This is a genomic window from Mucilaginibacter dorajii (assembly GCF_024808255.1).
Lineage (GTDB): Bacteria > Bacteroidota > Bacteroidia > Sphingobacteriales > Sphingobacteriaceae > Mucilaginibacter > Mucilaginibacter dorajii.
The window spans coordinates 21367-45485 of sequence record NZ_JANTYS010000032.1 but is presented as its reverse complement, the minus strand read 5'-3'; the positions used below and the strand labels follow the sequence as shown (position 1 = coordinate 45485).

Genomic DNA, 24119 nt, shown 5'->3' with positions numbered 1-24119 from the left:
TTAAGGAGTAATTTGTTTTAAGTAATATCTAAAAAACTGTCATTTAAATATCAGAAAAATGGGTGGGGGATTCTTGTTCATTTTGTTCATTTTACTCTTTATGAACGGACACGACTGGCAGATTTGTCTCCGTTTAAATGGGGCTATGGCAACAAAAAATATAATGCTTACGCTGAAAAGTATGTTGTAATATGAATGCAAATCAGGTGCCCCCGTTTGGAGGCTTTAAATGCCAATACTTGTGGGTTATTGAAAAAAAACGAGATAAGTGTTTGAATTTTAGTTTTTTAAATAACTATATTTATAATAGTTAAACCAAACCCTATCATGGCTAAAAAACTTAAACCAGAAGATTATTACAATCATCCGGATGTAACAGGCTCACTCAAAAAACTACAGGATAAATTTGGCGAAGACTACAAGGGGTTACTTGTATCTGATACATTGGATGCCGATGGTCATCAATACGTAAACCTGGTTCAAAAGGGAGGTGGCGTGCTCGGTATTGCCTTGGTAGGCTATACTTATATTCTTGAAATGGCCGGTATCCGCTTTCTCAGGCTTGCAGGCACCAGCGCGGGGGCTATCAATACCGCGCTGATGTGCGTTATTGGCGATAAAAAAACGATGAAATCAAACACCATATTGGAATACTTGTGCACTATGGATTTCTTCAGTTTTGTTGATGGTCATCCATTCGCGCGCTTGCTCATCAAAAGCTTTATAGCCAATAAATCATTCAAAAAACGCATTTCCATCTCCATTGTTGTAATCTTCGGCTTTTTGATATTGTTTAGCATCCTGGATATCCTGCTTCTTGGGTTGGCCAACAAATATCCCAGCTTAACAATTTGGGGTGTGTGGTCATTTGTGTTAACCGGGCTGGACATCTTGTTAATTTTAGTGGCGGTGTTATATGGTACCTATTTGTTTGGCCGTTTGAAGGCATGCGGTTACGGTATTAACCCGGGCATCGCTTTTTACGAATGGATCAAAGAAAAAATGGAGGCGAACGATGTGCATAATGTAACGGACTTGAATAGGAAGGCCGAAGCGCTACCTGCGTTGAGTTTACGACCTACAAACAGCGGAACGATAGCCTCGCTAAAGGGCGATGTAACCTTTATTACATCCGAATTAGTGACCGAAAATAAAATAGAATTACCCTTGATGTGCGATTTGTTCAGGGCCGATATCAATGAGATCCACCCGGCGGCGTTCGTTCGGTCGTCAATGTCAATACCTGTATTTTTTGAGTCGTACATAATTAACAAAATTCCTACGGATAACAAAGATGTGCAAGCCGCCTGGGATAAACACCTGAAAATAAAGCCGGAATCGATACCCGAAACCGTTCGTTTTGTTGATGGCGGAATGTTATCAAATTTTCCCATCAATATTTTTTATAATCCCAAAGTGATTGAACCAAGATTACCGGCTTTCGGCATTGATCTTGACGACACCGACCCTAAGAAGAATGACGGTAACGATGCGCCGCAATGGGATCTGGGAAGTTATATCTGGCGGTTGTTCAATACCGTGCGTTACTATTACGACAAAGATTTTCTGGATAAAAATGCCGTATTTCAAAAGGGGGTCGGAAGTATCCAACTTTTTGGTACCAACTGGCTTAACTTCTTTTTAAAAGATGAGGAAAAACTTGCGATGTTTAGAAAAGGTGCTTTAGCTGCTGCCTCTTTCTTATGTGATTTTGATTGGCTGCAGTATCAGAAAGAACGTATGGCCATGCAGACTGAATTGAACAGGAAAATGAAACCGGAAAATTAATAAATACCCTTTAAAAATATTTTTATGATACTCTTTATTGCCGATACCTGGTGCTTTTTTTTGATTTGTTTAGCTGTATTGCTAAGCGCAACTATTGTGATGACTATTCAAAGCCGCAATTTTGTAACCATGGGCCAGGTAAAAAAGGAATTTTCCATATTTGATCTGGAGTTTCCCATGTCTGGAAAAGCGCTGTTCCACCTGATTACCGGAATTGATAAATTACCGTCGGCAGAAGGGGCACGGTCTAAAAATGCCCTGAAGGGGCAGTTATATGTCGATTTTATTTACATGCCTGGCGTTTACCTGGCTATTTTTCTGCTTTGTATGAAAACGGCTACAAAAATTCACGGGGCAGGTGGGTACGTGTTTGCCGTACTGGCCTGGCTACAGCTTGTTGCCTGGCTGGGAGACATCATTGAAAATGTTTTTTTACTCTTAAAGATCAGTAACCCGCAGGAGCCTTCTGTTACGATATTTAAAGCTTACCAGGTTTTGGAATTCATCAAATGGGGATCGGCTACCAAAGGCTTTATTTGTAGTTGCTTTGCATTGTTGTTTTTCTTCATAACCGGAAAGTACACCATACATTCATTGAATTATTTTTACTGGATGCTTTTGGAATTATCTCTTTTCGGACTCATTACTTACCTAACCAGGAAGGTAAAATAGCCGTATTTAAGTTGTTATGAGGCTTGCATAAGAATGATAATCTGCGAAAGCCTGGAAGGTGCACAATAACTCGAAGACACCAAACAACGGCGGGTTGCAGGTAAACGGGCATTTGCCTATCCCATCAATTAAAAGACCGCCTGAACTCCAGCGGCGAAAGTTTGGTTTTTGTTTTGAACAGCTTACTGAATGATTGCGAATGCTCAAATCCCAGGGTGTAGGCCACTTCACTCACCGATAAACTGGTGGTAGATAGTTTTTCCTTGGCTTTTTCGATAAGTTTTTGGTGGATGTGCTGCTGCGCGTTTTGCCCGGTAAAAGACCGCAGCATATCGCTTAAATAACTGGGCGATAGGTTTAATGTTTCGGCAAGATATTGAACGGTAGGGATGCCTTCGCTTAAAGATCTTTCCTCTGCAAAATAGCTGTCCAATACCTTTTCCAGTTGTTGCAACAGATCGTTACTTACCGCTTTGCGGGTAATAAACTGGCGTTTGTAAAAACGATCGGCATAGGTTAGTAACAGTTCAATCTGGGAGATGATCACATCCTGGCTAAGGTCGTCAATCCGGCTGTTCAGCTCTTCTTCAATCATCTGGAAAACCGAAATGATGGTCGCTTTTTCCTGGTCAGACAGGTGCAGGCCTTCATTGGCGCTGTACGAAAAAAAGCCGTATTGTTTGATCTTTTTGGCCAAAGGATAATTCCACAAAAAATCGGGATGGATGAGCAGGGTATATAACGAACATTCCCTTAACTCGTCGTTGTTATTGCTGCCAATTACCTGGTTGGGCGCGGCAAACAGTAAACCGCCTTCATCAAAATCATAATGGCCCTGGCCGTACCTGATCCTGCCGCTTAGTTTTGGCCGGTACGATATTTTGTAAAACTTAAGCACATGAGAACGGGAAGGCCTGCTAAACTCTGCCTGGGTGGTGGCATTATTAATGAGGCTGATGAGTGGATGTTTGGGTTGCGGTAAACCCAAAGCACGGTGCGCATCTGACAATGAATCAAACTGATGAGGGAAATCTTCTTCTTTTTTCATGCTGAAAAACTAATACAATGATAACCGATATTGTTTTAAAATGCCGGTTATCATTAAATTATTGACCAATGGATTACTTAATTACCCTGGGCCGATGCCGATACGGGCTGCCATTGTTCCCATAAGGCCAGGCGCTCGGCATAAGTGGCACGTAACCATGCTAAATTGTTACTGCCCAGGTTAAACCTTAACGGCGGGTTTTCGGCATCTACCACCTGGAACAGGGCCTGTGGTGTGGCATCCGGGTTGCCGCGTTCCATGCCTCTTAAACCATCAAAAAACTGTGCTTTAAAATCGCCGTAAATATCCATACCGACTGCAAATTTTAAGGAATCCTGGCTGCCAAACTCGGTTGCGTAGGCACCCGGTTCTATAATAGTTACTTTGATGCCGAAGGGTTTAACTTCTGCCGCTAAACTTTCGTGAATAGCCTCAAAAGCCCACTTTGAGGAACAGTAATAGCCAATTACCGGCATGGTAACATGGCCAAGGCCGCTTGATGTGCCCATAATGTGCCCACTGCCCTGTTTGCGTAATAAGGGTAAGGCTGCCTGGATCACCGCCAACGTGCCAAAAATGTTGGTTTCATACAGTGCCCGCACTTCATCTGCATTGGCTTCTTCAATAGTGCCTACCAATGAATAGCCTGCATTGTTAAGCACAATATCAAGCCTGCCAAAGTGGGCATGGGCTTGCTCTACAGCGGCTTTGGCCTGGGCGGCTTTGGTTACATCAAGTTGTAATGTTAAAACGTTTTCGCCGTATTTTTCTTTCAGGTCGGCTATGCTGGCTAAGTTGCGCGCGGTGGCTGCAACCTTATCGCCTCGTTTAAGCGCGGCATCGGCCCACACACGCCCAAATCCGCGGGATGCGCCGGTGATGAACCATACTTTAACAGCACCTGGAATATCATTTTGTTGTGTCATGATTTTATGTTTTAAATAAATAACACCACAAAGGTGGGCAACAGCAATTACCGGCCTGTAGCTTAATTGAGGATGTTTGTAGCCTAAATGAGAAAAAGGAAAATACGTGCGTTGCGCTTTAAATTATACCGCATTCGCCCCGAAAACCTCCACGCCGGCACAAATGGCAAAAGCTACCTTTGGTTATATAAATGAAACATAATATAATCAGTAGTTATGGAACAAAGACACCCCTTGCCGCCATTCAATATCGAAACGGCTAAACAAAAAGTTCAACTGGCAGAAGATGCCTGGAACACCAAAGATCCTGTTAAAGTATCCCTGGCTTATACTATAGACAGCGAGTGGCGCAATCGGTCGTCATTTGTTAACGGTCGCGAAGAAATTGTAAAGCTGCTGACCGCCAAATGGGAAAAGGAACATCAATACAAGCTTAAAAAGGAATTATGGGCATTTACCGATAACCGGATAGCTGTGCGTTTTGAGTACGAATACTGTAACGACCAGGGCGAGTGGTTTAGGGCTTATGGCAACGAAAACTGGGAGTTTGATGAAAACGGCCTGATGCAGACACGTTATGCCAGCATTAATGATGTGCCTATCGCAGCAACAGAACGCCGGATTTTTTAGTTAGAGACAACTGACAATTATTAAAATTATAAACAATAAAAAAATGGACAGGAAAATAGCTACACCGCAAATTATAGAAACCCTTAAAGACAAAAAGATGAGTTACCAGGCTGTTGCTGATGCCATAGGTAAAAGCCTGGTATGGACAACCCTTGCTTTACATGGACAGGCAGTGATGGATGAGGCGGATGCTGAAACGGCAGGTGTTTTAATCGGACTTAATAAGGAACAAATCCAATCGCTACAGGAAATACCTTTAAGGGGTTCATTGGAACAAACACCGCCAACAGATCCTACGCAATACCGTTTTTACGAATTACTGCAGGTTTATAGTTCTACACTGAAGGCAGTTATCAATGAAAAATTTGGCGACGGTATCATGAGCGCCATAGATTTCACCATGGATATTGACCGGGTTGAAAACCCCAACGGCGACCGCGTTAAAATAACGATGGAAGGTAAATTCCTCCCCTTTAAAAAATGGTAAACGGGGAATTATTACAAATGGCCTTTATGTATCTTTACCGGAAAAGCGATATTAGATAGAATGAAGAAAGAGTTCCCTGTTTATGATATTTGCAAATTTTCATATGCACAGGAACAGGATGTGATCATAAAGTCATTGGCCCCGTATCTGAAAGCGATGCGGAAACTTCATTTTCCGCATCGTCATGATTTTTACCATATTATTCTTTTCACCAGTGGTGCAGGTACCCACGCCATTGATTTTGAAACTTTTACCATTGCTCCCTTTCACGTTTATTTTATGGCCCCCGGCCAGGTACACGGATGGGATTTTGAGGGGGAAGTTGATGGCTATGTGATCAATTTTTCTGCTGATTTTTTCAAATCTTTTCTTTACGATAGCCAGTACCTGGAACAGTTTCCGTTTTTTAGCGGCAATGTTCATTACTCGGAAACAGAAATCTCCCAGGCAGATCACTCGACAGCGATTGAAATAATGGAAAAAGCTGTACTGGAGGCCGAGGGCCAGGGCAGGTTCAAGGTGGATCTGTTACGTGTGCTGCTGTTGCAATTTTTTATTTTAATAGCCAAATCAGATCGTTATAGCCTTGCGTTGGATAATAAAGGAAACCGTAACAACACAGTGCTGCGCAATTTCGAAAAATTGATTGAGCAGAATTACAAGCATCAGCGCCTGCCAAAATTTTACGCCGAATTGCTTTGCATTACCCCAAGCCATCTTAACGCCATTTGCAAAGAGTTTTTGGGTGCTTCTGCCGGTGATATCATCAGAAACCGCATTGTGCTTGAAGCCAAGCGCATGCTTATCAACCTTGATTTTACAGTTACCGAGATTGCCTATAATCTCAATTTTGAAGACAATTCTTATTTCTGCAAGTTTTTTAAGAACCAGGCCGGGGTATCACCAGAGACTTTCAGGAGGAGGATTTAAAGACTGTTTTAAGATATAGTGGTTTGAAGGAGAATCGAACAGCCGTAACATAAAACAGCCGGCGACATCATTCGCCGGCTGTTTTGTCCTTTATCCTAAAGTCTCAAAGTACAATAGTCCCCAAGTCCAATAATCACTTATTCAACTTATAGCTTTCCCTAATAACGGCTTCATTAATTGCTTTTACCCGGTCTGTTTCCATTTTTTCAATGGCGCGGTCATAAGTTAGTGCACCATTAACTTCGTGCTCTACATCGGTGGTTTGGGTATAGATGGCTACGCTGAGGCCTTTATATTTCATGAGTTGTTCTACCTCGTCAAGCAAAAATAAATAACGGTCGGTTAGGCGTGCTTTTGTTGGTTCGTAATCATAGGCATTATTGGCTACAGGCCACATATGATCGCGTACAAACAGGCCTACGCCTCCAAACTCGCCTAAGGATGCGGCGCGATGTTCGTCGGGCACCGATGCGCCATACGGACCTACATAGATATGGGTATCCACATAATCGCCATTGCCGGGATCGCCGTATGCTTTTTGATAATCGGGATTATTGTTAAAACCAGAGTTGCCGTTAACTAACCTCGAAGGATCATATTGCTTAACCCAATTGGTGATGTTTTTAACATCAAACGCGCCCCAGTTTTCATTAAAAGGTACCCAGGTGATGATGGATGGTGAATTATAATGATCGTCCATCACGGCTTTCAATTCCCTCCTGAATTCTTTGCGGGTTTTTAGGGTATCCTCGTTTTGGTACCATATGGCCGGCATATCCTGCCAAACCAGTAAGCCCATTTTATCGGCCCAGTAATAAAACCGCTGCGGTTCGGTTTTCATATGCTTGCGGATGAGGTTATAACCGGCGTTTTTTGTGAATTGGATATCAAATTTAAGCGCCTCTTCGGTAGGGGCGGTTAAAACGCCATCGGGCCAGTAACCCTGGTCCAACAAGCCAAGCTGTAGCATGAATTTTCCATTAATTAAAGGCCGGGTAACGCCGTTAATTTTGCCCAGTTTAATATCGCGCATGCCAAAATAGCTTTTCACTTCATCTGCGATACTGCCATCCGCATTTTTCAGGGTCATCTTCAAATCGTACAGAAACGGATCTTCCGGCGACCACAGTTTAGGCGATTTAATGGGCAGATAAAAGTAGGTGTCGTTTGCAGATTCGGCCTGTGAAACTACGCTGTTGCCGTCAAGGGCTACCGCTGTTATCTTTGCTGTGCCTTGGGTATTCACCAATACCTTTAAACGGTTATTGGCCAAATCGGGTAGTAAACGGATGTTTTCGATGTAGGTTTTGTTCACTGGCTCCAGCCATACAGTTTGCCAAATACCCGAGCAAAAAGTATAATCGCCCCGTGGGCCACTTTTGCCCGATGGCACCCGGCCATCGTTTAAATCATAGGCCGCAACAACTAATGTATTTTTACCCGTGGTTAAAAACGGAGTAATGTTAAAACTGAAAGCATCATAGCTGCCGGCATGCGCGCCGACTTTATGCCCGTTTACAAACAGAGTGGTATGGTGGGCTACAGCATCAAAATGAATAATCACCTGCTTGTTTTTCCAGCCCGAAGGCACCTCAAAACTCCGGCGGTACCACATATTGATCTCCTGCTTGCGCTGCACGCCTGATAAAACCGATTCGGGGCAATAGGGTACCCGGATTTTACCCGCTTCGCCTGTAAATACTATAGGTTTTGCAGGATCGAGCGCGTTCTCTATATCTTTGCCACCCCGGTAATCCCATTCACCATTCAGACATAGCCAGTCGGGACGTTGTAATTGCGGGCGTGGATATTCGGGGAAGGGGACGGGGGCATCCATGGCCGCCTTGGTCCACGCGGTGGGTAAAACGGCTACTTGCGCTAATAAAGCAGAGTAACAATTAATGGTGAAAAATAAAGATAGCAGCAGCTGTTTAGTTTGGTTTTTATTCATGGTTTATTAGTTTAACCTGAGCTAACTCAAACTTATGGCAAATAATATAAATAGCTGTCCTTATCTGTTCTGTTTTTTGTTGTTCGAAGCTACATTAGCACATATCGAATTCCGGGTAATGAAATTGCTTTGTAGAAGCTACTACATCGGCCCGCTCCTGGTCGCGGGAGGCCAGATACTTTTGTCTTGATACAAAAGTATCCAAAAAATCAAGTCACCAGAAATGCTTCTTTACGCTCAAGGCCTCTGCCCTGCAAAACGGGCAAAACCTGGGCTGGGATTATTTTGCGCCTACCCGCTATCCCGCACACGAGCAAAAACTCCCTATGCCCTGCGGCCACACCGCCCCTCATTGTTTTGCCCGTTTTCGCCCGAAGCTGTTCTGCTGACAATTACGGGAAGCCCGAGAGTTCGGGGGGATCGTAAACAAAAACAGCCGGCGAAACCATCCGCCGGCTGTTAAGTCCTTTATCTTTTATCCGAAAGTCTTTCCTTCCAAAAAAGTCCTTTATCTTTTGTCCAAAAATCCTTGCTCCTAAGCCAAACTTAGCTCTGCAAAATATTTGTGAAACAAGGGGATAGTTTCAATCCCCTTGTAGTAGTTAAAAATATCGTATTTTTCGTTTGGCGAGTGCAGGGCATCGCTATCCAAACCAAAACCCATCAATACGGTTTTAAGGCCTAATTCGGCTTCAAAGAGGGCTACTATAGGGATGCTGCCGCCGCCACGGGTTGGGATTGGGTCTTTACCAAATGATTCGGCAATGGCTTTCTGGGCAGCTTTGTAGGCAATGCTATCGGTTGGGGTTACAGCAGGTTCGCCGCCATGGTGCGGGGTTACTTTTACCTTCACGTTGGCCGGGGCAATGCTCAGGAAATGTTTGGTGAACAGTTCTGTAATTTCTTCAAACGTTTGGTTGGGTACCAGGCGCATGGAAATTTTGGCGTGTGCTTTTGATGGCAATACGGTTTTGGCACCTTCGCCAATATAACCGCCCCAAATACCGTTTAGCTCCAAAGTAGGGCGGGTGCCGGTGCGCTCAAAGGTGGTATAACCTTTTTCGCCCCAAAGTTCATCAACTTCCAGGTCTTTCTTGTATTCGGCCTCATCATAAGGTGCGTTGTTAAGGGCTGTACGTTCTTCGGGCGTTAAATCAACTACCGCACCGTAAAAACCGGGGATGGTGATATGGTTATCCTCATCATGCATAGAGGCTATCATTTTAGCGAGGATGGTGATAGGGTTGGCCACCGCGCCGCCGTAAACACCGGAGTGTAAATCGCGGTTAGGGCCGGTAACTTCAACCTCTACATATGATAAACCACGCAGACCGGTTTCTAAAGATGGATGCTCCATGCTGATCATCGATGTATCGGAGATCAAAACCACATCGGCCTTCAACTTTTCTTTATTGTCTTTAACAAATATCGATAGGTTTGATGAGCCTACTTCCTCCTCGCCTTCAATCATAAATTTAATGTTGCAGGGCAGGGTTTCAGTTTGCATCATCAACTCAAAGGCTTTTACATGCATATAAAACTGACCTTTATCATCACAAGCGCCGCGGGCGTAAATTTTGCCATCGCGCACGGTAGGCTCAAAAGGCGGGGTTTTCCAAAGCTCCAGCGGATCTGCCGGCTGCACATCATAGTGGCCGTAAACCAACACGGTTGGCTTGGTGCTGTCAATTATCTTTTCGCCATAAACAATAGGGTAGCCGGCGGTTTGGCAAATCTCTACATTATCGGCACCGGCATCGCGCAGACTTTGCGCTACATAGTCGGCAGTGTTTAAAACGTCGGCTTTATATTTAGGATCGGCACTAACCGAAGGGAAACGCAAAAGGGCAAATAATTCGTCGAGTAAACGCTGCCTGTTATCGTCTACATATTGTTTGATGTGCTGCATAATATCAAGTTTGAGGCAAATATATTGATGTTTATTGAAGTATGGCGGGTTGAGGTGGGACTTTGATGTAACGTAATCAGCTTAAGTCATGTTGAACTTGTTTCAACACCCCACATGCAAGGTTTACAGCATGCTTGCTACTTATCTTGTGGGGTGCCGTGTACCCATATTTTGTTAAACTAAGCTCCAAATAAAAACGTTTGTCATTTCGAACGAACCAGGGGCGGGATTGTGCGCCGGAGGAGAGGAGAAATCTTGTAAAAGCGGACATTCGACCATGCAAAGCGTATAGGATTTCTCCTCGCACCCCTGCTTTTCCCCGCGTCTGCTCGTTCGAAATGACATTTTCCTTTAATGAAAAAAATATGGCTACACGGTATCTATCCTGTGAGGTGCCGAAATAAATTCGGCATGAATCAATTACTAAGCTTCCTTCTTTTTCCCCACATACTTCTTCAAGCTATCCCCAAACGCCACACCGCCCAATAGCAGTACCAATAACACCGAACCCGCCATGGAAATATCCTCGCCTACATAATAAGATGCGGGATGAAATATAAACTCTACTTTGTGATTACCCGCGGGTATGGCGGCTGCCCGTAACAGGTAATCGGCACGGAAGTAGGGTTTCTCGGCACCGTCAATGAACATTTTCCAACCCTTATCATAGTAGATCTCGGAAAAAACAGCTACCCGCGGAGTTGCGGTTGCCGATTGGTATACCATATGATCGGGGTTGTAATTAACCAGTTTGATGCTCGCGGTGCTATCGTTACCGGCCTGCGTGGTACCGGCTGCAGCCTGGTATTGCTTATCAACGAGGGCTACATCTTTTGGCGAAAAGCCTGTAAGTGCCTGCATTTCGGCATCTGCATTATCAACATATTTAATGCTTTTTACAAACCAGGCGTTACCGCATACTGCCGGGTTTGGGTGCAGTACCTGCGCTTGCTGGCTCGAATCGGGCGTGATGATGTATTTGGCGTTCAGCATGTTTAAAACTGCCGGGTTTACTTGCTGGCCAAATTGGTTGTCAATCAATTCGTCGTACCGTTTCATGCGGGCCGCAGAGTAGCCGCCTAAGGTTTTATGAAAGAAAGGGTTTTGTACATCTACCTTAATGCCTACCGTGGCATCGTAAACCCTGAAATCGGGATCCGGGTCTTTAGCTATTTGCTGGTCTACCTCGCGTGGCGGCATACTGGCTTCCTGTTTATCAGTAAAGTTGGCATCTTTTAAATAGCGCTTATCTACCTGCCAAAGATCGACCAACACCAGGGCCAAAATCATCAGGGATACGGCCGTTGCGCCTACTTTTTGCTTGATGAATGCCCAAATAATTAAAAAGGTAAGGCCCACAAAAACCAGCGAACGGATAGCATCGGCACGTTCAAAGGCTTCACGGTCTTTAACAATGGCATTGGCTACCTGGTTGGCCATAGCGGCGTCGCCTTTAAGGGCCTGGGTTAAATAACCTATACCGGTAAGCTGGTTGCTTGGTTTAAAACTGAGGAAAATGCCGGGTAAAACAATCAATATTAATGTTAAGCCACCGGTAATGTATAGCGCCAATAAAAGTTTTTTAATGAGGATCTTTTTGTCGACCGTGTTGATCACTTCCTGTATAGCCAAAAATGCCAGGATAGGCACACACAGGCAAGTAACGGCCAGGATAGATTCGACCACGCGGAACTTATTGTAAAGCGGGAAGTATTTTAAAAACAAGTCTGATACATATGGCCAGTTGCCGCCAAATGACAACAGCATAGTGAGTACCACTGTACCTAAAAGCCACCATTTTATGCGGTCTTTTACGATGATCAACCCTAAAACAAAGAGAAAGCAAATGCCCGCGCCAAAATAAAATGGTCCGCTGGTGCCGCGCAGTTTTTCGCCCCAGTAGGGTGATAGGCCGGGCATGGACGCTATTTGCTGTACATTGCCAATGGCTTGCTCTTCGGGCACGCCTTTATCAGTAAATGTTTTTACGGTTTCGGAATTTTGATCAAGCAATTCGGGACCCGATGCACCGCCCGACGCGTTGGGTACCAAAAAGGTTAAACTTTCGGCAATGCCCTGGCTGTATTCGTAAATGTAATCTCTTGATAGGCCGTTTTGCGGCTCTTTGGCGTTTTGGGTTAGATTTGATTTACCACGATAGCTATCCTTGCCATATTCATACGTGCTCCACAATACCGAAGCATTTACCGCGAAAGCAAGTACCGAAGCCGCCAATAAATAACCCAATGATTTCAGGAACGGTGCTACAGCTTTGTTTTTGATGGCGTGGAAAAGCTCGACACCTAATAAAATGAGGATGGCCATCATTAAATAATAGGTCATTTGCAGATGATTGGCCTTAATCTCTAAGGTAAGTGCCAGCGCCAGCAAAGCCGATCCAGTTAAATACTTTCCCCTAAAAATTAAAATAATGCCAGCCAAAATAGGGGCGAAGAAAGCGATGGCGAAAACCTGGTTGGTGTGCCCCGCCGCCAGCAATATCATATTGTACGAGGTGAAGGTAAACGCGATAGCCCCCGCAGCCGCCAGCCATGGATTAAGCTTTAAAACGATGAACAGCATATAGGTGCCAAGTAGCAAAACCAGCACCATACCTACAGGACTTGGCAGGGTATAATTGATATAATAAACCAGGTGCGATGCGATATTTGCCGAATAAGGTGCCCAGATCTGGTAGGCAGGCATACCGCCAAAGATTTGGTTGGTCCACAAAATGGTGGTATCCTTAGCCCGATAATCCATAATTTCTTTTTGGGTTGATTGCGCGCCCAGCACATCGCCCTGCCCCAATGTTTTACCCTGAAATGCCGGCGAAAAGTATAAAAAACAGATCACCAAAAAAACACCTGCAACAGTAAAATGGGTGCCGTTGCGCTTAAACCAATTGATCATAGACGGAGTAATTATATATTTTTTAAAAATACAATTATGAGTTAGATAATTTTAATTGTTTTTTGAGGAGCGATGAAATGCAGTTGCGTATTAATTTGTAGGACTGAATAGAGGTATAGGTTTTGCACCTAAGGAGCAAAAAAGGTGGAATGATGCTGCTACAAAGCTTTAAGCCCTACGGGGTATGCTTGAATGATGGTTTAAGAAATAATTAAAGAAGATTAAAAACAAAACAAGGTTTTCATGCCCCATCGGGGCCAAAGCTTTGTAGCACAAACCATGACGAAAATTTGCTCCGTAGGTGCAAAACCCAGTTGGTAAGGTGTGCGTTTTAATCAATGCAAAGGTTAAACTCCTTGGTCTGAACCGGGATTAAGCAGATTTTTGCAATTACAGGATTTTAAAATCAAATCTCATTACCCCTTTGAACCCTGAAAACCGTGTTAAATTAAGGTTCAGACAAACGCATTAGGGATTGGCGCGGATACCGGCCAATGTGGTTAAGGCCTGAACAGTATGAGCAAAAAGCCCGGCCCGCTTTATCGGCGGGAATGCCATCTTTTTGGACAAAGGATTTTTGGACGAAGGAGCAGGGACTTTTAGAAGCTGATCGATATATATTAAATGTTAGAAGTAACTTAATAATCAAAATTCGAAATTGAACATCCGAAATCCAAAATTCAAATTGTTAACACGGTTGAAAACTTGTGATGGTTAAAAAAACCGAAATTCAACAAATTCCTTTAATTTCGCCATTTCAAGAAAAGAGGAAAAGATTTTGGATTATTTACAGGGTTTAAACCCCGAACAAAGGGCAGCGGTTGAACAAACAGACGGGCCGGTAATGATCATTGCTGGTGCCGGATCTGGCAAAACAAGAGTGATCACTTATAGGGTGGCGCACCTTATCCGCAAGGGCGTTGATTCATTTAATATACTTGTTTTAACCTTTACCAATAAAGCTGCCCGCGAAATGCGCGAGCGTATTACCCACGTGGTTGGTACCGAAGCCAAAAATATTTGGATGGGCACCTTTCACTCGGTATTTGCCAAAATTTTACGTGTGGAAGCCGAAAAAATTGGCTACCCAAGCAACTTTACCATTTACGATACCGACGATAGCAAAAGCGTTTTAAGGGCCATTATAAAAGAAATGAACCTTGATGATAAGTTGTACAATGTAAACTTTGTACTTAACCGTATTTCGGCCTCAAAAAATAACCTGATATCGTTCCAGGAATATAACAAGAACGAGCAGATCCAGGCCGACGATATGTCGAGCGGCCGCGGGCAGCTGGGCAAAATCTACCAACAGTATGCCACCCGCTGTTACCGTGCCGGTGCTATGGATTTTGACGATTTGCTGTACAAAACCAACGAGTTGCTTAAACTTCATCCAGATGTGCTCAATAAATATCAGCACAAGTTTAAATACTTGATGGTGGATGAGTATCAGGATACCAACTTTTCGCAGTACCTGATTGTGAAGAAACTGGCCGCGGTAAATGAAAACTTATGTGTGGTGGGTGATGATGCGCAAAGTATTTACGCTTTCCGTGGTGCCAACATTCAAAATATCCTCAACTTCGAAAAGGATTATCCCGATTTGAAAGTGTTTAAGCTGGAGCAAAATTACCGCTCAACCCAAAATATTGTGAATGTAGCCAACAGCATCATCAGCAATAATAAAGAGCAGTTAAAGAAAAACGTTTTCAGCGAAAAGGAAGCGGGCGATAAAATAAAGATCATGCGTGCCTTTAGCGATAACGAAGAAGGTAAAATGGTAGCCGAAGCCATTATGGAAGACCGCAGTCGCATGGGTAAAAAATGGGCACAGTTTGCTATTTTGTACCGTACTAACGCCCAGTCGCGCTCTATGGAAGAAGCCCTGCGAAAGTTAGGTATTCCGTATAAAATATATGGCGGACTTTCATTCTATCAGCGTAAGGAAATTAAAGACCTGATAGCCTATTTTCGCCTAACGTTTAACCCTAACGACGAGGAAGCGCTTAAGCGCGTTATTAACTACCCTAAGCGTGGTATTGGCGACACCAGCGTTGATAAGATCATTGTAAGTGCCGATGCACACCAGGTTACCCCGTGGGAGGTAATTACAGACCCGGCTAAATATTTTGATGGTAAGGCACCGGCTACGCTGGTTGCTTTTGCTACCATGATCCAAAGTTTCCAGGTGCTGGCTAAAAGCAAGTCGGCGTATGAGTCGGCTTTGTATATCGCGCAGCACTCGGGCTTGCTGAAAGATTTGTATGAAGATAAATCGGTAGAGGGTTTAAACCGGTACGAAAACATCCAGGAGTTATTGAACGGTATTAAGGAATTTAGCGAGCGCGAGGATATTGAAGAAAAAGGCCTGGATATTTTTATGCAGGATATAGCCTTGCTTACTAACGATGACAAGGATAAAAACAAGGATGCCGATACGGTATCATTGATGACGATACACTCCTCAAAAGGACTTGAGTTTTCACAGGTGCATGTGGTGGGATTGGAAGAAAACCTGTTTCCATCGCAAATGTCGCTCAACTCACGCAGCGACCTGGAGGAGGAGCGCCGCTTGTTTTACGTGGCTGTTACCCGTGCCGAAAGTAAACTGGTGATTAGCTATGCTACATCGCGCTTTAAGTTTGGTACGCTCATTAGCTGCGAACCAAGCCGGTTTTTGGATGAGATTGATGCCAGATACCTGGAGCTTGATTACAGCGCCAAACCGACCAGCGGTAGTAATAATCCATTTTTTGATGACGAGCGGAAGGCCTGGACAGGTGGCGGCAAGCAAGCCGATGCTTTTTCAAAACCTAAGCCGGCAACATCAGCACCGGTTAAAACTACCTCAATACTGGCCAAGGCACACGTGCCATCGGCTGGCTTTAAACCTTCAGATACTTCAAACCTACAGGTAGGTATGGAGGTAGAGCACGAGCGGTTTGGCTTTGGTAAGGTATTGAGTTTAGAAGGAGCGAAGCCGGATGTTAAGGCTACTATATTTTTTAAAGAGATAGGGCAAAAACAACTATTGCTGAAATTTGCTAAACTGAGTATTATCAACAATATAAACTAACAGTTAATTCCGTTTTTGTGGAATTTATTCCCCGTTTTGTGTGCGATTGTGCTTGAACGACACAGGTTTAAAGGTAATTTAATGATGGCATAACGTTTGGATATGTTTTATTAATTAACTTACTATTGATACCCTAAAATGAGCGATCACACTAAAAAGAAGACAAATAAATTTGTCGGCAAAAACATTCGTACACTACGTCATCAGCATGGATGGAGTCAGGAAGATGTAGCAAACCGTTTAGGTATTTCTATACCTGCGTTTTCGAAAATTGAAACCGGCGTCACGGATATCAACCTGTCGCGGTTGGAACAGATAGCCAATATTTTTGAGCTCAATGTAGTGAACCTGCTTGCACTTGATGCCGAACAAATTGATATGACACCTTCAAACCTCAGTGTAGCTCAAAAGAAATTGGTTGACCGCGAAGCCGAGATTGCCAACCTGCAGCGCAAAGTGATTTTGTTATACGAAGAATTGCGTAATAAAACTGTTATTGCTGTATAGTTTTTTAAAATATGTGTTGTAAACCTTACAATACATGTTTTATAATACACTAATTGCTACACTTTTATAAGTTTGCTATTTTACCTTGTTAAATATTGATTAATAATATTTAATCATGGGAAATTTTTGATGGCTATATAGGCAAATTTGTTTTTATAGCCATTTTTATATGGTTTTGGAGTAAAAATTGCGACGTATGTGATACCATAATGAAAACATATGTCTAATTACCTGATATCAATTTCAAAAAACGAAGCTGTAAAAGATGGAACTATTCATGATCCGCATAGTAAACTAAAGGTTAAGGCATTTGATATGCTGCGGTCGAGGTTTAAGCCCCGTAAAGGCGAAGTGAGGTTTTTTGTTACCGCCGGCGATGAAACCATAGCGTTTGAAACCCAGGGCTACAAAAAGCACCGTCAGCTGCTTATTCTGCAAATGATATCATGGTATTGCATCTACCTGGGCCTCATAGAAGCTCAGATTCATAGTACGGTGCCATTTAATTAGAATTCAGAGTCAAGAAACAAGAATCAAGAGTTAAGACTTTACCTGTCGCAGCAGATTTTTTGACTTTTTAATTTTGACTTTTGACTTTCCCACTACGTAGTAGTCGTAGTCCTCGATGGGTTATGCAGCATATCGCTCATATCTATGATCTTCTCGTCAATTTCGGATACGCATTTATCCATCATGGCAATGCATTCTTTTTCGTCAACAAGGCCTTCTCTTTCCAGGTTTATCAATCCGCGCAGGGTAGCTATCGGCCCGCGAATCTGGTGCGATAGATAGGAGGAGTGTTCGGATAACTTTCGGTTCTTGATCTGGAGGTCTTTGGTACGCTCATCAATGATCTCTTCAAGGTGATGGTTAATACGGTCAAGGTTATCCTTCTGCCGGGATACCTCGCCGTTAAGTAAGGTAAGCTGGGCATTTGTTTTTGCTTTTCGTTTTACATTACCAAAAAGCAAACCTATTACAACCAGCAAAAGGCCGGCAACAATAGTAACGGCCCAAAACTTAGTACGGTCATATGCCTGCCGCTCGGCGGCACGTTCGCTCTCTTTACGCTGCTCTTCTTGTTTACGGGTAGCCTCAATCAGCTTCATTTGTACCGATGTATTGGTGGTATATGTGGTACTGTCAATCTTATAAATTTCCCTTAAATAAAAAAGAGCTTTAGCGTAATCCCTGCGGTTAAACTCAAGCTCATAGGTAGTGTGTTTATAGTCATAATCCATTTTTGGGTCTTTTACCAGTGCCGAATACATAACGCCTTCTTTTACAATTGCCTCGGCCTCATCAAACTTTTTCTGGTTAATATATAGTGATGCAAGGGTAAGATTAACGCCGGCTATAGTTTCACTAAGGTCATACCGTTTAGCGGCTGCGTTGGCTTCCAGCAGAAGGGATAAAGCAGCACCATAATTGGCAAGCTTATATTGTATAACCCCTAAGTTTTGTAAGCATTGAATAATGTTTATGGAATCTTTCAATATTACAAAGCTCGCCTTGCTTTCCTCAGTGAATTTAAGTGCCTGGTGCAAGCTGTTTTTACGGTTATAAACGTTGCCCAGGTTGAGTTTAATCTTCGCAATTAAATTGATATCCTTAAGCTTATTAGCTATAGCCAGCGATTTAAAAAAGTAATCCTGGGCCCGGCTTGCATCATGATCCCTGAAAAGGTTGCCCATATTGTTATAAACATTGGCTTCGCCGCCAAGGTTGCCGGCTTTTACAAAATAGGTTACGGCGCTAAGGTAATTTTCAAATGATTTTTCGGCATTATCACGGTAATAATTAGCGATGCCAGCAACGCGGTAAGCTTCGGCAATACCGTTGTTGTAACCAATTTTACGGGCCATATCCAAAGCCTTGGCCGCGTCAATTGACGATTGTTCCGGATCGGTAAGGCGGTTGGCCAAGGCCTGTTTATTCATTCGGATAACTTCCGTTGTGTCGCTTGCAATAGCCCCATCCAAATCTTTCGCTAATAAAGAGAATCCTGTAAAAAAGAATAAAAGAAAGATGATGATTCTTTTCATTAAAGCACTGTTACGTGATATTGAAACGGAAAGTTATAAATTATACTTCATATAGCGAAAAACGCGGGGGAAAAAATTAAATAAATTATTTAATTTTTTTGGTCAGTTTTTTAAAAAACATATTATATATTTGTTCTTTTAATTACTTGTTACACAGTTGATTATTGTGTGTATTAAAGTGTGTAATAGTGAGAAATAGTGTGTATTTTATGTACAAAAAATGCTGTTCATTCTGTGGTTTAAACAGTGAAAAATACTTAAAATGCTCTATGTGTTGCAAATAAGCTACCAGGTGGTGAAAATATAATTAAAAAGTATGAAAATGCTTGTTCTTAGCAACTGGGTTTATATATTAAAACTAACAAATTATTTTATTAAAATCAAAAAATGGATGAATAAAACTGTAAAATATTAAAAATATTCCATCGGTTTTATCCAAAAAAAATGGATAGATAATAGTTACGGGTCGTTTTATATATCGCTAAAAATAGCGAACAGGTTTATTGTAAATACATAGTTAACTATTAACTAATAATATAGAATACTAATATAAAATATTGATAAATATGAAAAAAATCATCCTTCTGGCTTTGCTTGTATCAGGCACCGAAGTTTTATCATCAGCGGTTTTAAAATCGACAAAAAAGGTTGATCAGCCATTGCATGCCACCTTCATAAAAGTGGATAACGGCTTTAAAAGAGATTTGGCAGTTGCCGATTGATTTTAAAAGAGACCTTAAATAACGTAGTACCATTTTCAAAATATTATAAAAACGATCATGAAAAAATTAATCACCATTTCCCTGGCAGTTTTATTCTCTGGCATCTTCACATCATGCAAAAAAGAACAGGTAGTTATTGAAACTGCCGCGCTGCACAATTTTGCTACAAGCGACCGAAGGGATCTGGGAACGGCCGATTAATTTAATAACACGATTAGTTTAAAACACAAAAATTTAACACAGACATGAAAAAGATCATCATCATAACCATTGTAACATTAACTACCGCTACAGGTATTTTATCATCACAAACTCCGGATAAGCAAAACGCAAAACCCGAAGCAAGTGTAATTGCACCGTCAACCACAGCCTTCAGAAAAGATTTAGGCCAGGCCGACTAATTATCAAATTACAACAACAGAAAAACTCACAAACAAAAATATCATCCCCTACACTCCAATAAAACAATCATGAAAAAGTCATCAATCATAGCAGCTTTAGCATTAAGCACTTTCCTAACTTCAGTATCAAACATTGCCAGCGCCGTAACCAGTACTAAAACAGAAACTTCAGCACCAGCCCTAAAAGGCGGTCCTAAAAAAGACTTGGGCCAGGCAGACTTCGCAGCAATGGGCGGTCCGAAAAAAGATTTGGGTCAGGCAGATTTCGCTGCAATGGGTGGACCGAAAAAAGACTTGGGCCAGGCAGATTTCGCAGCAATGGGTGGACCGAAAAAAGATTTAGGCCAGGCAGATTTCGCAGCAATGGGCGGTCCGAAAAAAGATTTGGGTCAGGCAGACTTCGCAGCAATGGGTGGACCGAAAAAAGATTTGGGTCAGGCAGATTTCGCTGCAATGGGTGGTCCTAAAAAAGACTTAGGCCAGGCAGATTTCGCAGCAATGGGTGGCCCGAAAAAAGATTTAGGCCAGGCAGATTTCGCAGCAATGGGTGGTCCTAAAAAAGACTTGGGTCAGGCAGATTTCGCAGCAATGGGTGGTCCTAAAAAAGACTTGGGTCAGGCAGATTTCGCAGCCATGGGCGGTCCGAAAAAAGATTTGGGTCAGGCAGATTTCGCAGCAATGGGCGGACCGAAAAAAGATTTAGGTCAGGCAGATTTCGCAGCAATGGGTGGTCCGAAAAAAGATTTGGGTCAGGCAGATTTCGCTGCAATGGGTGGTCCTAAAAAAGACTTAGGCCAGGCAGATTTCGCAGCAATGGGTGGTCCTAAAAAAGACTTGGGCCAGGCAGACTTCGCAGCCATGGGCGGTCCTAAAAAAGATTTAGGTCAGGCAGATTTCGCAGCCATGGGCGGTCCTAAAAAAGACTTAGGTCAGGCAGATTTCGCAGCCATGGGCGGTCCAAAGAAGGATTTAGGTCAAGCAGATTTCGCAGCCATGGGCGGTCCAAAGAAGGATTTAGGTCAAGCAGATTTCGCAGCAATGGGCGGTCCTAAAAAAGACTTAGGTCAGGCAGACTTCGCAGCAATGGGCGGTCCGAAAAAAGACTTAGGCCAGGCAGATTTCGCAGCATAGTTTTATTGCAAGCGAACAAGTTTTAATCATTTTAACGTATCGACAACAACATGAAAAAGATCATCATTGCCACAGCCATAGTGTTAGCATCTGGCATAACAGCATATTCACTGAGTACTAAAAATAATACTGATACCAATGGGAAAGCAAAAACAGAAGTAGCCTCTTTCTCAACCCCGGCCGGTCATGGTTCAAAATCTGACCTTGCTACCGCCGATTAACTACAGTTCTCTTATCGATGCCGCAGGTTGATAAAATGTATCAACCTTTCTGTTGGCAAGGTTTAATAAAATATAACGCCTCCCTGGATGATCAGGGATCTCTCCATTGAAGCCTCCCGGTTTTAGCGCGTTTTATACCTTATATAATACAAATAATTTTAATGGTGAATTTAAGAATTGCAAAGCTTAAAAGGTTTGTTATTGGCAGTTGTAAAATCTGGGGACTCTGAAGGGGGAATAACAATATAAAGCTATGTCATTGCGAGGTACGAAGCAATCGCGAACTGTGCGGATCTGCCCTGTTTAGCGTGCGATTGCTTCGTACCTTCCCATGACGAGTTGTAAAACGGAAGTCATCCTGATTGTTTCAGGACCCCACAGGACAGGTAACCCGCATGATGTATACTTAGCGAGTGAGGTGCTGAAACAAGTTCAGCATGACAAGTTGTAGATCCAGACTTACGAAGTTTTAAAAACTTCGTAAGTCTCTCATCGCTTTGTTATTTCCCCCTTCAGAGCTCCCAGATTTTATAACTACCCATGACAAGTCCACCATGTCATTGCGAGGCACGGCGCAATCTCATGCTCTACAGGGCGGATCTGCACAGTTCGCGATTGCTTCGTACCTACCCATGACGTTTTTTAAAAAACGTTTGTCATCCTGAACGTTTGAAGGATCTTCTTCGTTAGAAAAGTCTGCAATTAGCAGGGCGAAGAAGATCCTTCGTTCCTGCCAATGACAAGTCTGTAACCTGCTGATTATTAGAGTCTATTTTTACTTGTCATTTTCAATGCGATTATTTGTGCGCAAATAAAACTTACTCAGGATGACAAACTCTTACGTCATTTCCACCTTCAGAGTCCTCCAGATTTTAAAACTCGAAATGACATAGTATTATATATTGTCATTCTACCTTCAGAATTCCGCGAAATTTTATAACTCAGCATGACGGCGGGGGGTAAAGGTCATTGTCATCTCAACCTTCAAAGTTCGCGGATTTTATTACTCGCACTGACGGATCTTTAAGTTGTCATCGGTAGGCATGAAGAATCTTCGCTCTGCCAATTGCAGACTTCTCTATTGTCAGGATAACAAACATTTTTGAATGTGTTTATCGGCAGGATTGAACAGATCATTAATCATGCAAAGCCCGTTAAGATATGTAGCTGAAGTGGCCCATCGTTATATTGGCAAACAATTCGTATATCTCTTCTCAATGAACTTTCGCTCCCACAAATAATTTCTCGCCGGCTTCAACAGCAATCGCTAATTTGTTTTCGTCTGGTGGTTTAGGGCAGGAGTAACCGCTGCCGAAAGCGCAATAGGGATTATAGGACTTATTAAAGTCGATAGTCAACTTGTCATCTTTAATATCACCTGTACGCATATCTATATACCTGCCGCCGCCGTAAGTGGTTTGGCTGTTAGTATCGTCGGTAAAAGGTAAAAACAGGTAGTCGCTGTAAAGCGGATTTTGTGCCAGGGCCAGGCTTTTATATAAAGTAAGCTGCATGGGTTTGCCTTTAAGCGTAAAACTCAGTAAAGCGTAACGTTCATAATTGCCACCAGTACCACTAAAGGCGGGTATTACAAATGGCGATTCTTTAGCCAATAATTTTACGGTAGCAGTAACGCTGTAAGTACTATCCGCATCATAAAACCGCAAAAATTGCAGGTCATCCTTTTTTAATGGCGAATGGGCATCCGATAAAAAATCGGCCGCGTATTGGTTGCGATATGCGGCAATCATAGTTTTATGATCCTGAGCCAGGCTTTTTAGGCTGATGAGTAACAGGAAGGCCAGGCAGTATTTTATTTTCATGAGATGTTCTATTGTGTAACCTAAGGTTATGATTATAAGGGTGAAGATGCAAAATTAAATTTACTATTGATATATCCGGCACCTGTATTGGGTAACAACAGGCACAAATATTTGGATGTGCCTTAATCGCGCGATACATCAGTTTAGTGTTAACTATGTAAAAATATAAATAGTTGATTGTTAAATATTTATAAAATATTTATCTGAAATGTGTTAAGTTATGTTAACCCAATTAGATGTGTTTGCCTTGATTGGAAATGCATTAAATAGACAGCAATTATCCGGAAATGAGTTATTTCAATAATTTTTGTAACTTTCGCTAAAGCATTAAACCTACACAATATGGTAACCGAAATAGGGCCCAAGAAAGTTAACCTTGTTTTAGAGACAGGTTTTCAAATAGTACTCATTATTGGCCTTTTATATTATGGCTACCGGCTTGGTTATTACAACAGGCATCATCCTGTAACCGGGGATCATATCAACGATGGTGCGGTTTTTTTTGTACTTATAGCTGCTAATCTTTTTTGGATAAGGCGGCTTCTTTATATACCGTATTGGGTAATTATGGATGATGAAGCCAAAACCTTTGAGGTTAAATATTTAATGTTACCGGCAAAAAAATTTGAATTAACTGATATCACGGCTTATAGCAACAATACCATCAGTTCCCGCTCTGAAAGTACGTTTGGCATATATGTTCACCTTAAAAACGGCTCGCGGATACTTTTAAGCGATATTCATCTTGATAATTATTCGCCGGTTGAATGGTATTTAAGTGATATGGATATTAAAAACCTGGGCGAGGAGGCTTAGCTTAGTAACAGTAATTGGTTAATACTTAAAAACGGCTCGCGGATACTTTTAAGCGATATTCATCTTGATAATTATTCGCCGGTTGAATGGTATTTAAGTGATATGGATATTAAAAACCTG

The 24119-nt window shown here is 42.5% G+C and carries 21 protein-coding genes; 14 read left to right on the top strand and 7 right to left on the bottom strand.

Annotated features, from left to right (window positions below):
• Positions 1-327: 327 nt before the first annotated feature.
• A complete protein-coding gene (locus tag FHS10_RS26880; protein WP_259097096.1) occupies positions 328-1788 on the top strand; it encodes a patatin-like phospholipase family protein in 1461 nt (486 codons plus the stop codon).
• A gap of 24 nt (positions 1789-1812) precedes the next feature.
• Positions 1813-2460, top strand: a complete 648-nt coding sequence (locus tag FHS10_RS26875) for a hypothetical protein (protein ID WP_259097095.1) — start codon at positions 1813-1815, stop codon at positions 2458-2460.
• A 124-nt stretch (positions 2461-2584) separates the two neighbouring features.
• Here the strand turns inward: FHS10_RS26875 and FHS10_RS26870 are convergent, their stop codons facing one another.
• Positions 2585-3508 (bottom strand): helix-turn-helix domain-containing protein, encoded by a 924-nt coding sequence (locus FHS10_RS26870; protein ID WP_259097094.1) that lies wholly within the window; start codon positions 3506-3508, stop codon positions 2585-2587.
• 77 nt (positions 3509-3585) lie between these two features.
• Positions 3586-4434: an SDR family NAD(P)-dependent oxidoreductase gene (locus FHS10_RS26865; RefSeq protein ID WP_259097093.1), complete on the bottom strand. Its 849-nt coding sequence runs from the start codon at positions 4432-4434 to the stop codon at positions 3586-3588.
• A gap of 216 nt (positions 4435-4650) precedes the next feature.
• Between FHS10_RS26865 and FHS10_RS26860 the strand changes: the two genes are divergently transcribed.
• The 3 genes from FHS10_RS26860 to FHS10_RS26850 are packed head-to-tail and all read left to right on the top strand — an operon-like array spanning position 4651 to position 6481.
• The gene (locus FHS10_RS26860; RefSeq protein WP_259097092.1) at positions 4651-5064 is read left to right on the top strand and encodes a nuclear transport factor 2 family protein; all 414 of its coding nucleotides are present in this window, start codon (positions 4651-4653) and stop codon (positions 5062-5064) included.
• Positions 5065-5107: 43 nt separating this feature from the next.
• Complete coding sequence (gene cynS / locus FHS10_RS26855) at positions 5108-5551, top strand: cyanase (RefSeq protein WP_259097091.1); 444 nt, start codon at positions 5108-5110, stop codon at positions 5549-5551.
• A 60-nt stretch (positions 5552-5611) separates the two neighbouring features.
• On the top strand, positions 5612-6481 hold the full coding sequence (locus FHS10_RS26850; RefSeq protein ID WP_259097090.1) for an AraC family transcriptional regulator: 870 nt from the start codon (positions 5612-5614) through the stop codon (positions 6479-6481).
• A 133-nt stretch (positions 6482-6614) separates the two neighbouring features.
• On the opposite strand, the gene FHS10_RS26845 is transcribed toward FHS10_RS26850, so the two are convergent.
• From FHS10_RS26845 to FHS10_RS26835, 3 genes are all read right to left on the bottom strand, one after another.
• Positions 6615-8432, bottom strand: a complete 1818-nt coding sequence (locus tag FHS10_RS26845) for a glycoside hydrolase family 2 protein (RefSeq protein ID WP_259097089.1) — start codon at positions 8430-8432, stop codon at positions 6615-6617.
• Positions 8433-8967: 535 nt separating this feature from the next.
• On the bottom strand, positions 8968-10341 hold the full coding sequence (locus FHS10_RS26840) for a dipeptidase (protein WP_259097087.1): 1374 nt from the start codon (positions 10339-10341) through the stop codon (positions 8968-8970).
• Positions 10342-10764: 423 nt separating this feature from the next.
• Positions 10765-13254 (bottom strand): putative glycosyltransferase family protein, encoded by a 2490-nt coding sequence (locus tag FHS10_RS26835; RefSeq protein ID WP_259097086.1) that lies wholly within the window; start codon positions 13252-13254, stop codon positions 10765-10767.
• A gap of 778 nt (positions 13255-14032) precedes the next feature.
• On the opposite strand from FHS10_RS26835, the gene FHS10_RS26830 reads away from it, so the two are divergent.
• The 3 genes from FHS10_RS26830 (at position 14033) to FHS10_RS26820 (ending at position 17350) form a co-directional block, all read left to right on the top strand.
• The gene (locus tag FHS10_RS26830) at positions 14033-16333 is read left to right on the top strand and encodes an ATP-dependent helicase (protein ID WP_259097085.1); all 2301 of its coding nucleotides are present in this window, start codon (positions 14033-14035) and stop codon (positions 16331-16333) included.
• Between the two features lie 138 nt (positions 16334-16471).
• Entirely contained in the window at positions 16472-16840 is a 369-nt protein-coding gene (locus tag FHS10_RS26825; protein ID WP_259097084.1) for a helix-turn-helix domain-containing protein, read from the top strand.
• A 219-nt stretch (positions 16841-17059) separates the two neighbouring features.
• Positions 17060-17350 (top strand): hypothetical protein, encoded by a 291-nt coding sequence (locus FHS10_RS26820; RefSeq protein WP_259097083.1) that lies wholly within the window; start codon positions 17060-17062, stop codon positions 17348-17350.
• 92 nt (positions 17351-17442) lie between these two features.
• Here the strand turns inward: FHS10_RS26820 and FHS10_RS26815 are convergent, their stop codons facing one another.
• Positions 17443-18885: a hypothetical protein gene (locus tag FHS10_RS26815; RefSeq protein ID WP_259097082.1), complete on the bottom strand. Its 1443-nt coding sequence runs from the start codon at positions 18883-18885 to the stop codon at positions 17443-17445.
• 566 nt (positions 18886-19451) lie between these two features.
• Here FHS10_RS26815 and FHS10_RS26810 point away from each other — a divergent pair.
• The 5 genes from FHS10_RS26810 to FHS10_RS26790 all read left to right on the top strand — a co-directional run bounded on the left by FHS10_RS26810 (position 19452) and on the right by FHS10_RS26790 (position 21360).
• Positions 19452-19607, top strand: coding sequence for a hypothetical protein (locus tag FHS10_RS26810; RefSeq protein WP_259097081.1), 156 nt, complete (start codon positions 19452-19454; stop codon positions 19605-19607).
• Between the two features lie 57 nt (positions 19608-19664).
• Positions 19665-19808 (top strand): hypothetical protein, encoded by a 144-nt coding sequence (locus FHS10_RS26805; RefSeq protein WP_259097080.1) that lies wholly within the window; start codon positions 19665-19667, stop codon positions 19806-19808.
• A 44-nt stretch (positions 19809-19852) separates the two neighbouring features.
• Positions 19853-20008, top strand: a complete 156-nt coding sequence (locus tag FHS10_RS26800; RefSeq protein WP_259097078.1) for a hypothetical protein — start codon at positions 19853-19855, stop codon at positions 20006-20008.
• A 69-nt stretch (positions 20009-20077) separates the two neighbouring features.
• Positions 20078-21139, top strand: a complete 1062-nt coding sequence (locus FHS10_RS26795; RefSeq protein ID WP_259097077.1) for a hypothetical protein — start codon at positions 20078-20080, stop codon at positions 21137-21139.
• Between the two features lie 50 nt (positions 21140-21189).
• A complete protein-coding gene (locus tag FHS10_RS26790) occupies positions 21190-21360 on the top strand; it encodes a hypothetical protein (RefSeq protein WP_259097076.1) in 171 nt (56 codons plus the stop codon).
• Between the two features lie 1214 nt (positions 21361-22574).
• On the opposite strand, the gene FHS10_RS26785 is transcribed toward FHS10_RS26790, so the two are convergent.
• Complete coding sequence (locus FHS10_RS26785) at positions 22575-23183, bottom strand: DUF1684 domain-containing protein (protein ID WP_259097075.1); 609 nt, start codon at positions 23181-23183, stop codon at positions 22575-22577.
• 342 nt (positions 23184-23525) lie between these two features.
• On the opposite strand from FHS10_RS26785, the gene FHS10_RS26780 reads away from it, so the two are divergent.
• Positions 23526-23999: a hypothetical protein gene (locus FHS10_RS26780; protein WP_259097074.1), complete on the top strand. Its 474-nt coding sequence runs from the start codon at positions 23526-23528 to the stop codon at positions 23997-23999.
• Positions 24000-24119 lie beyond the last annotated feature (120 nt).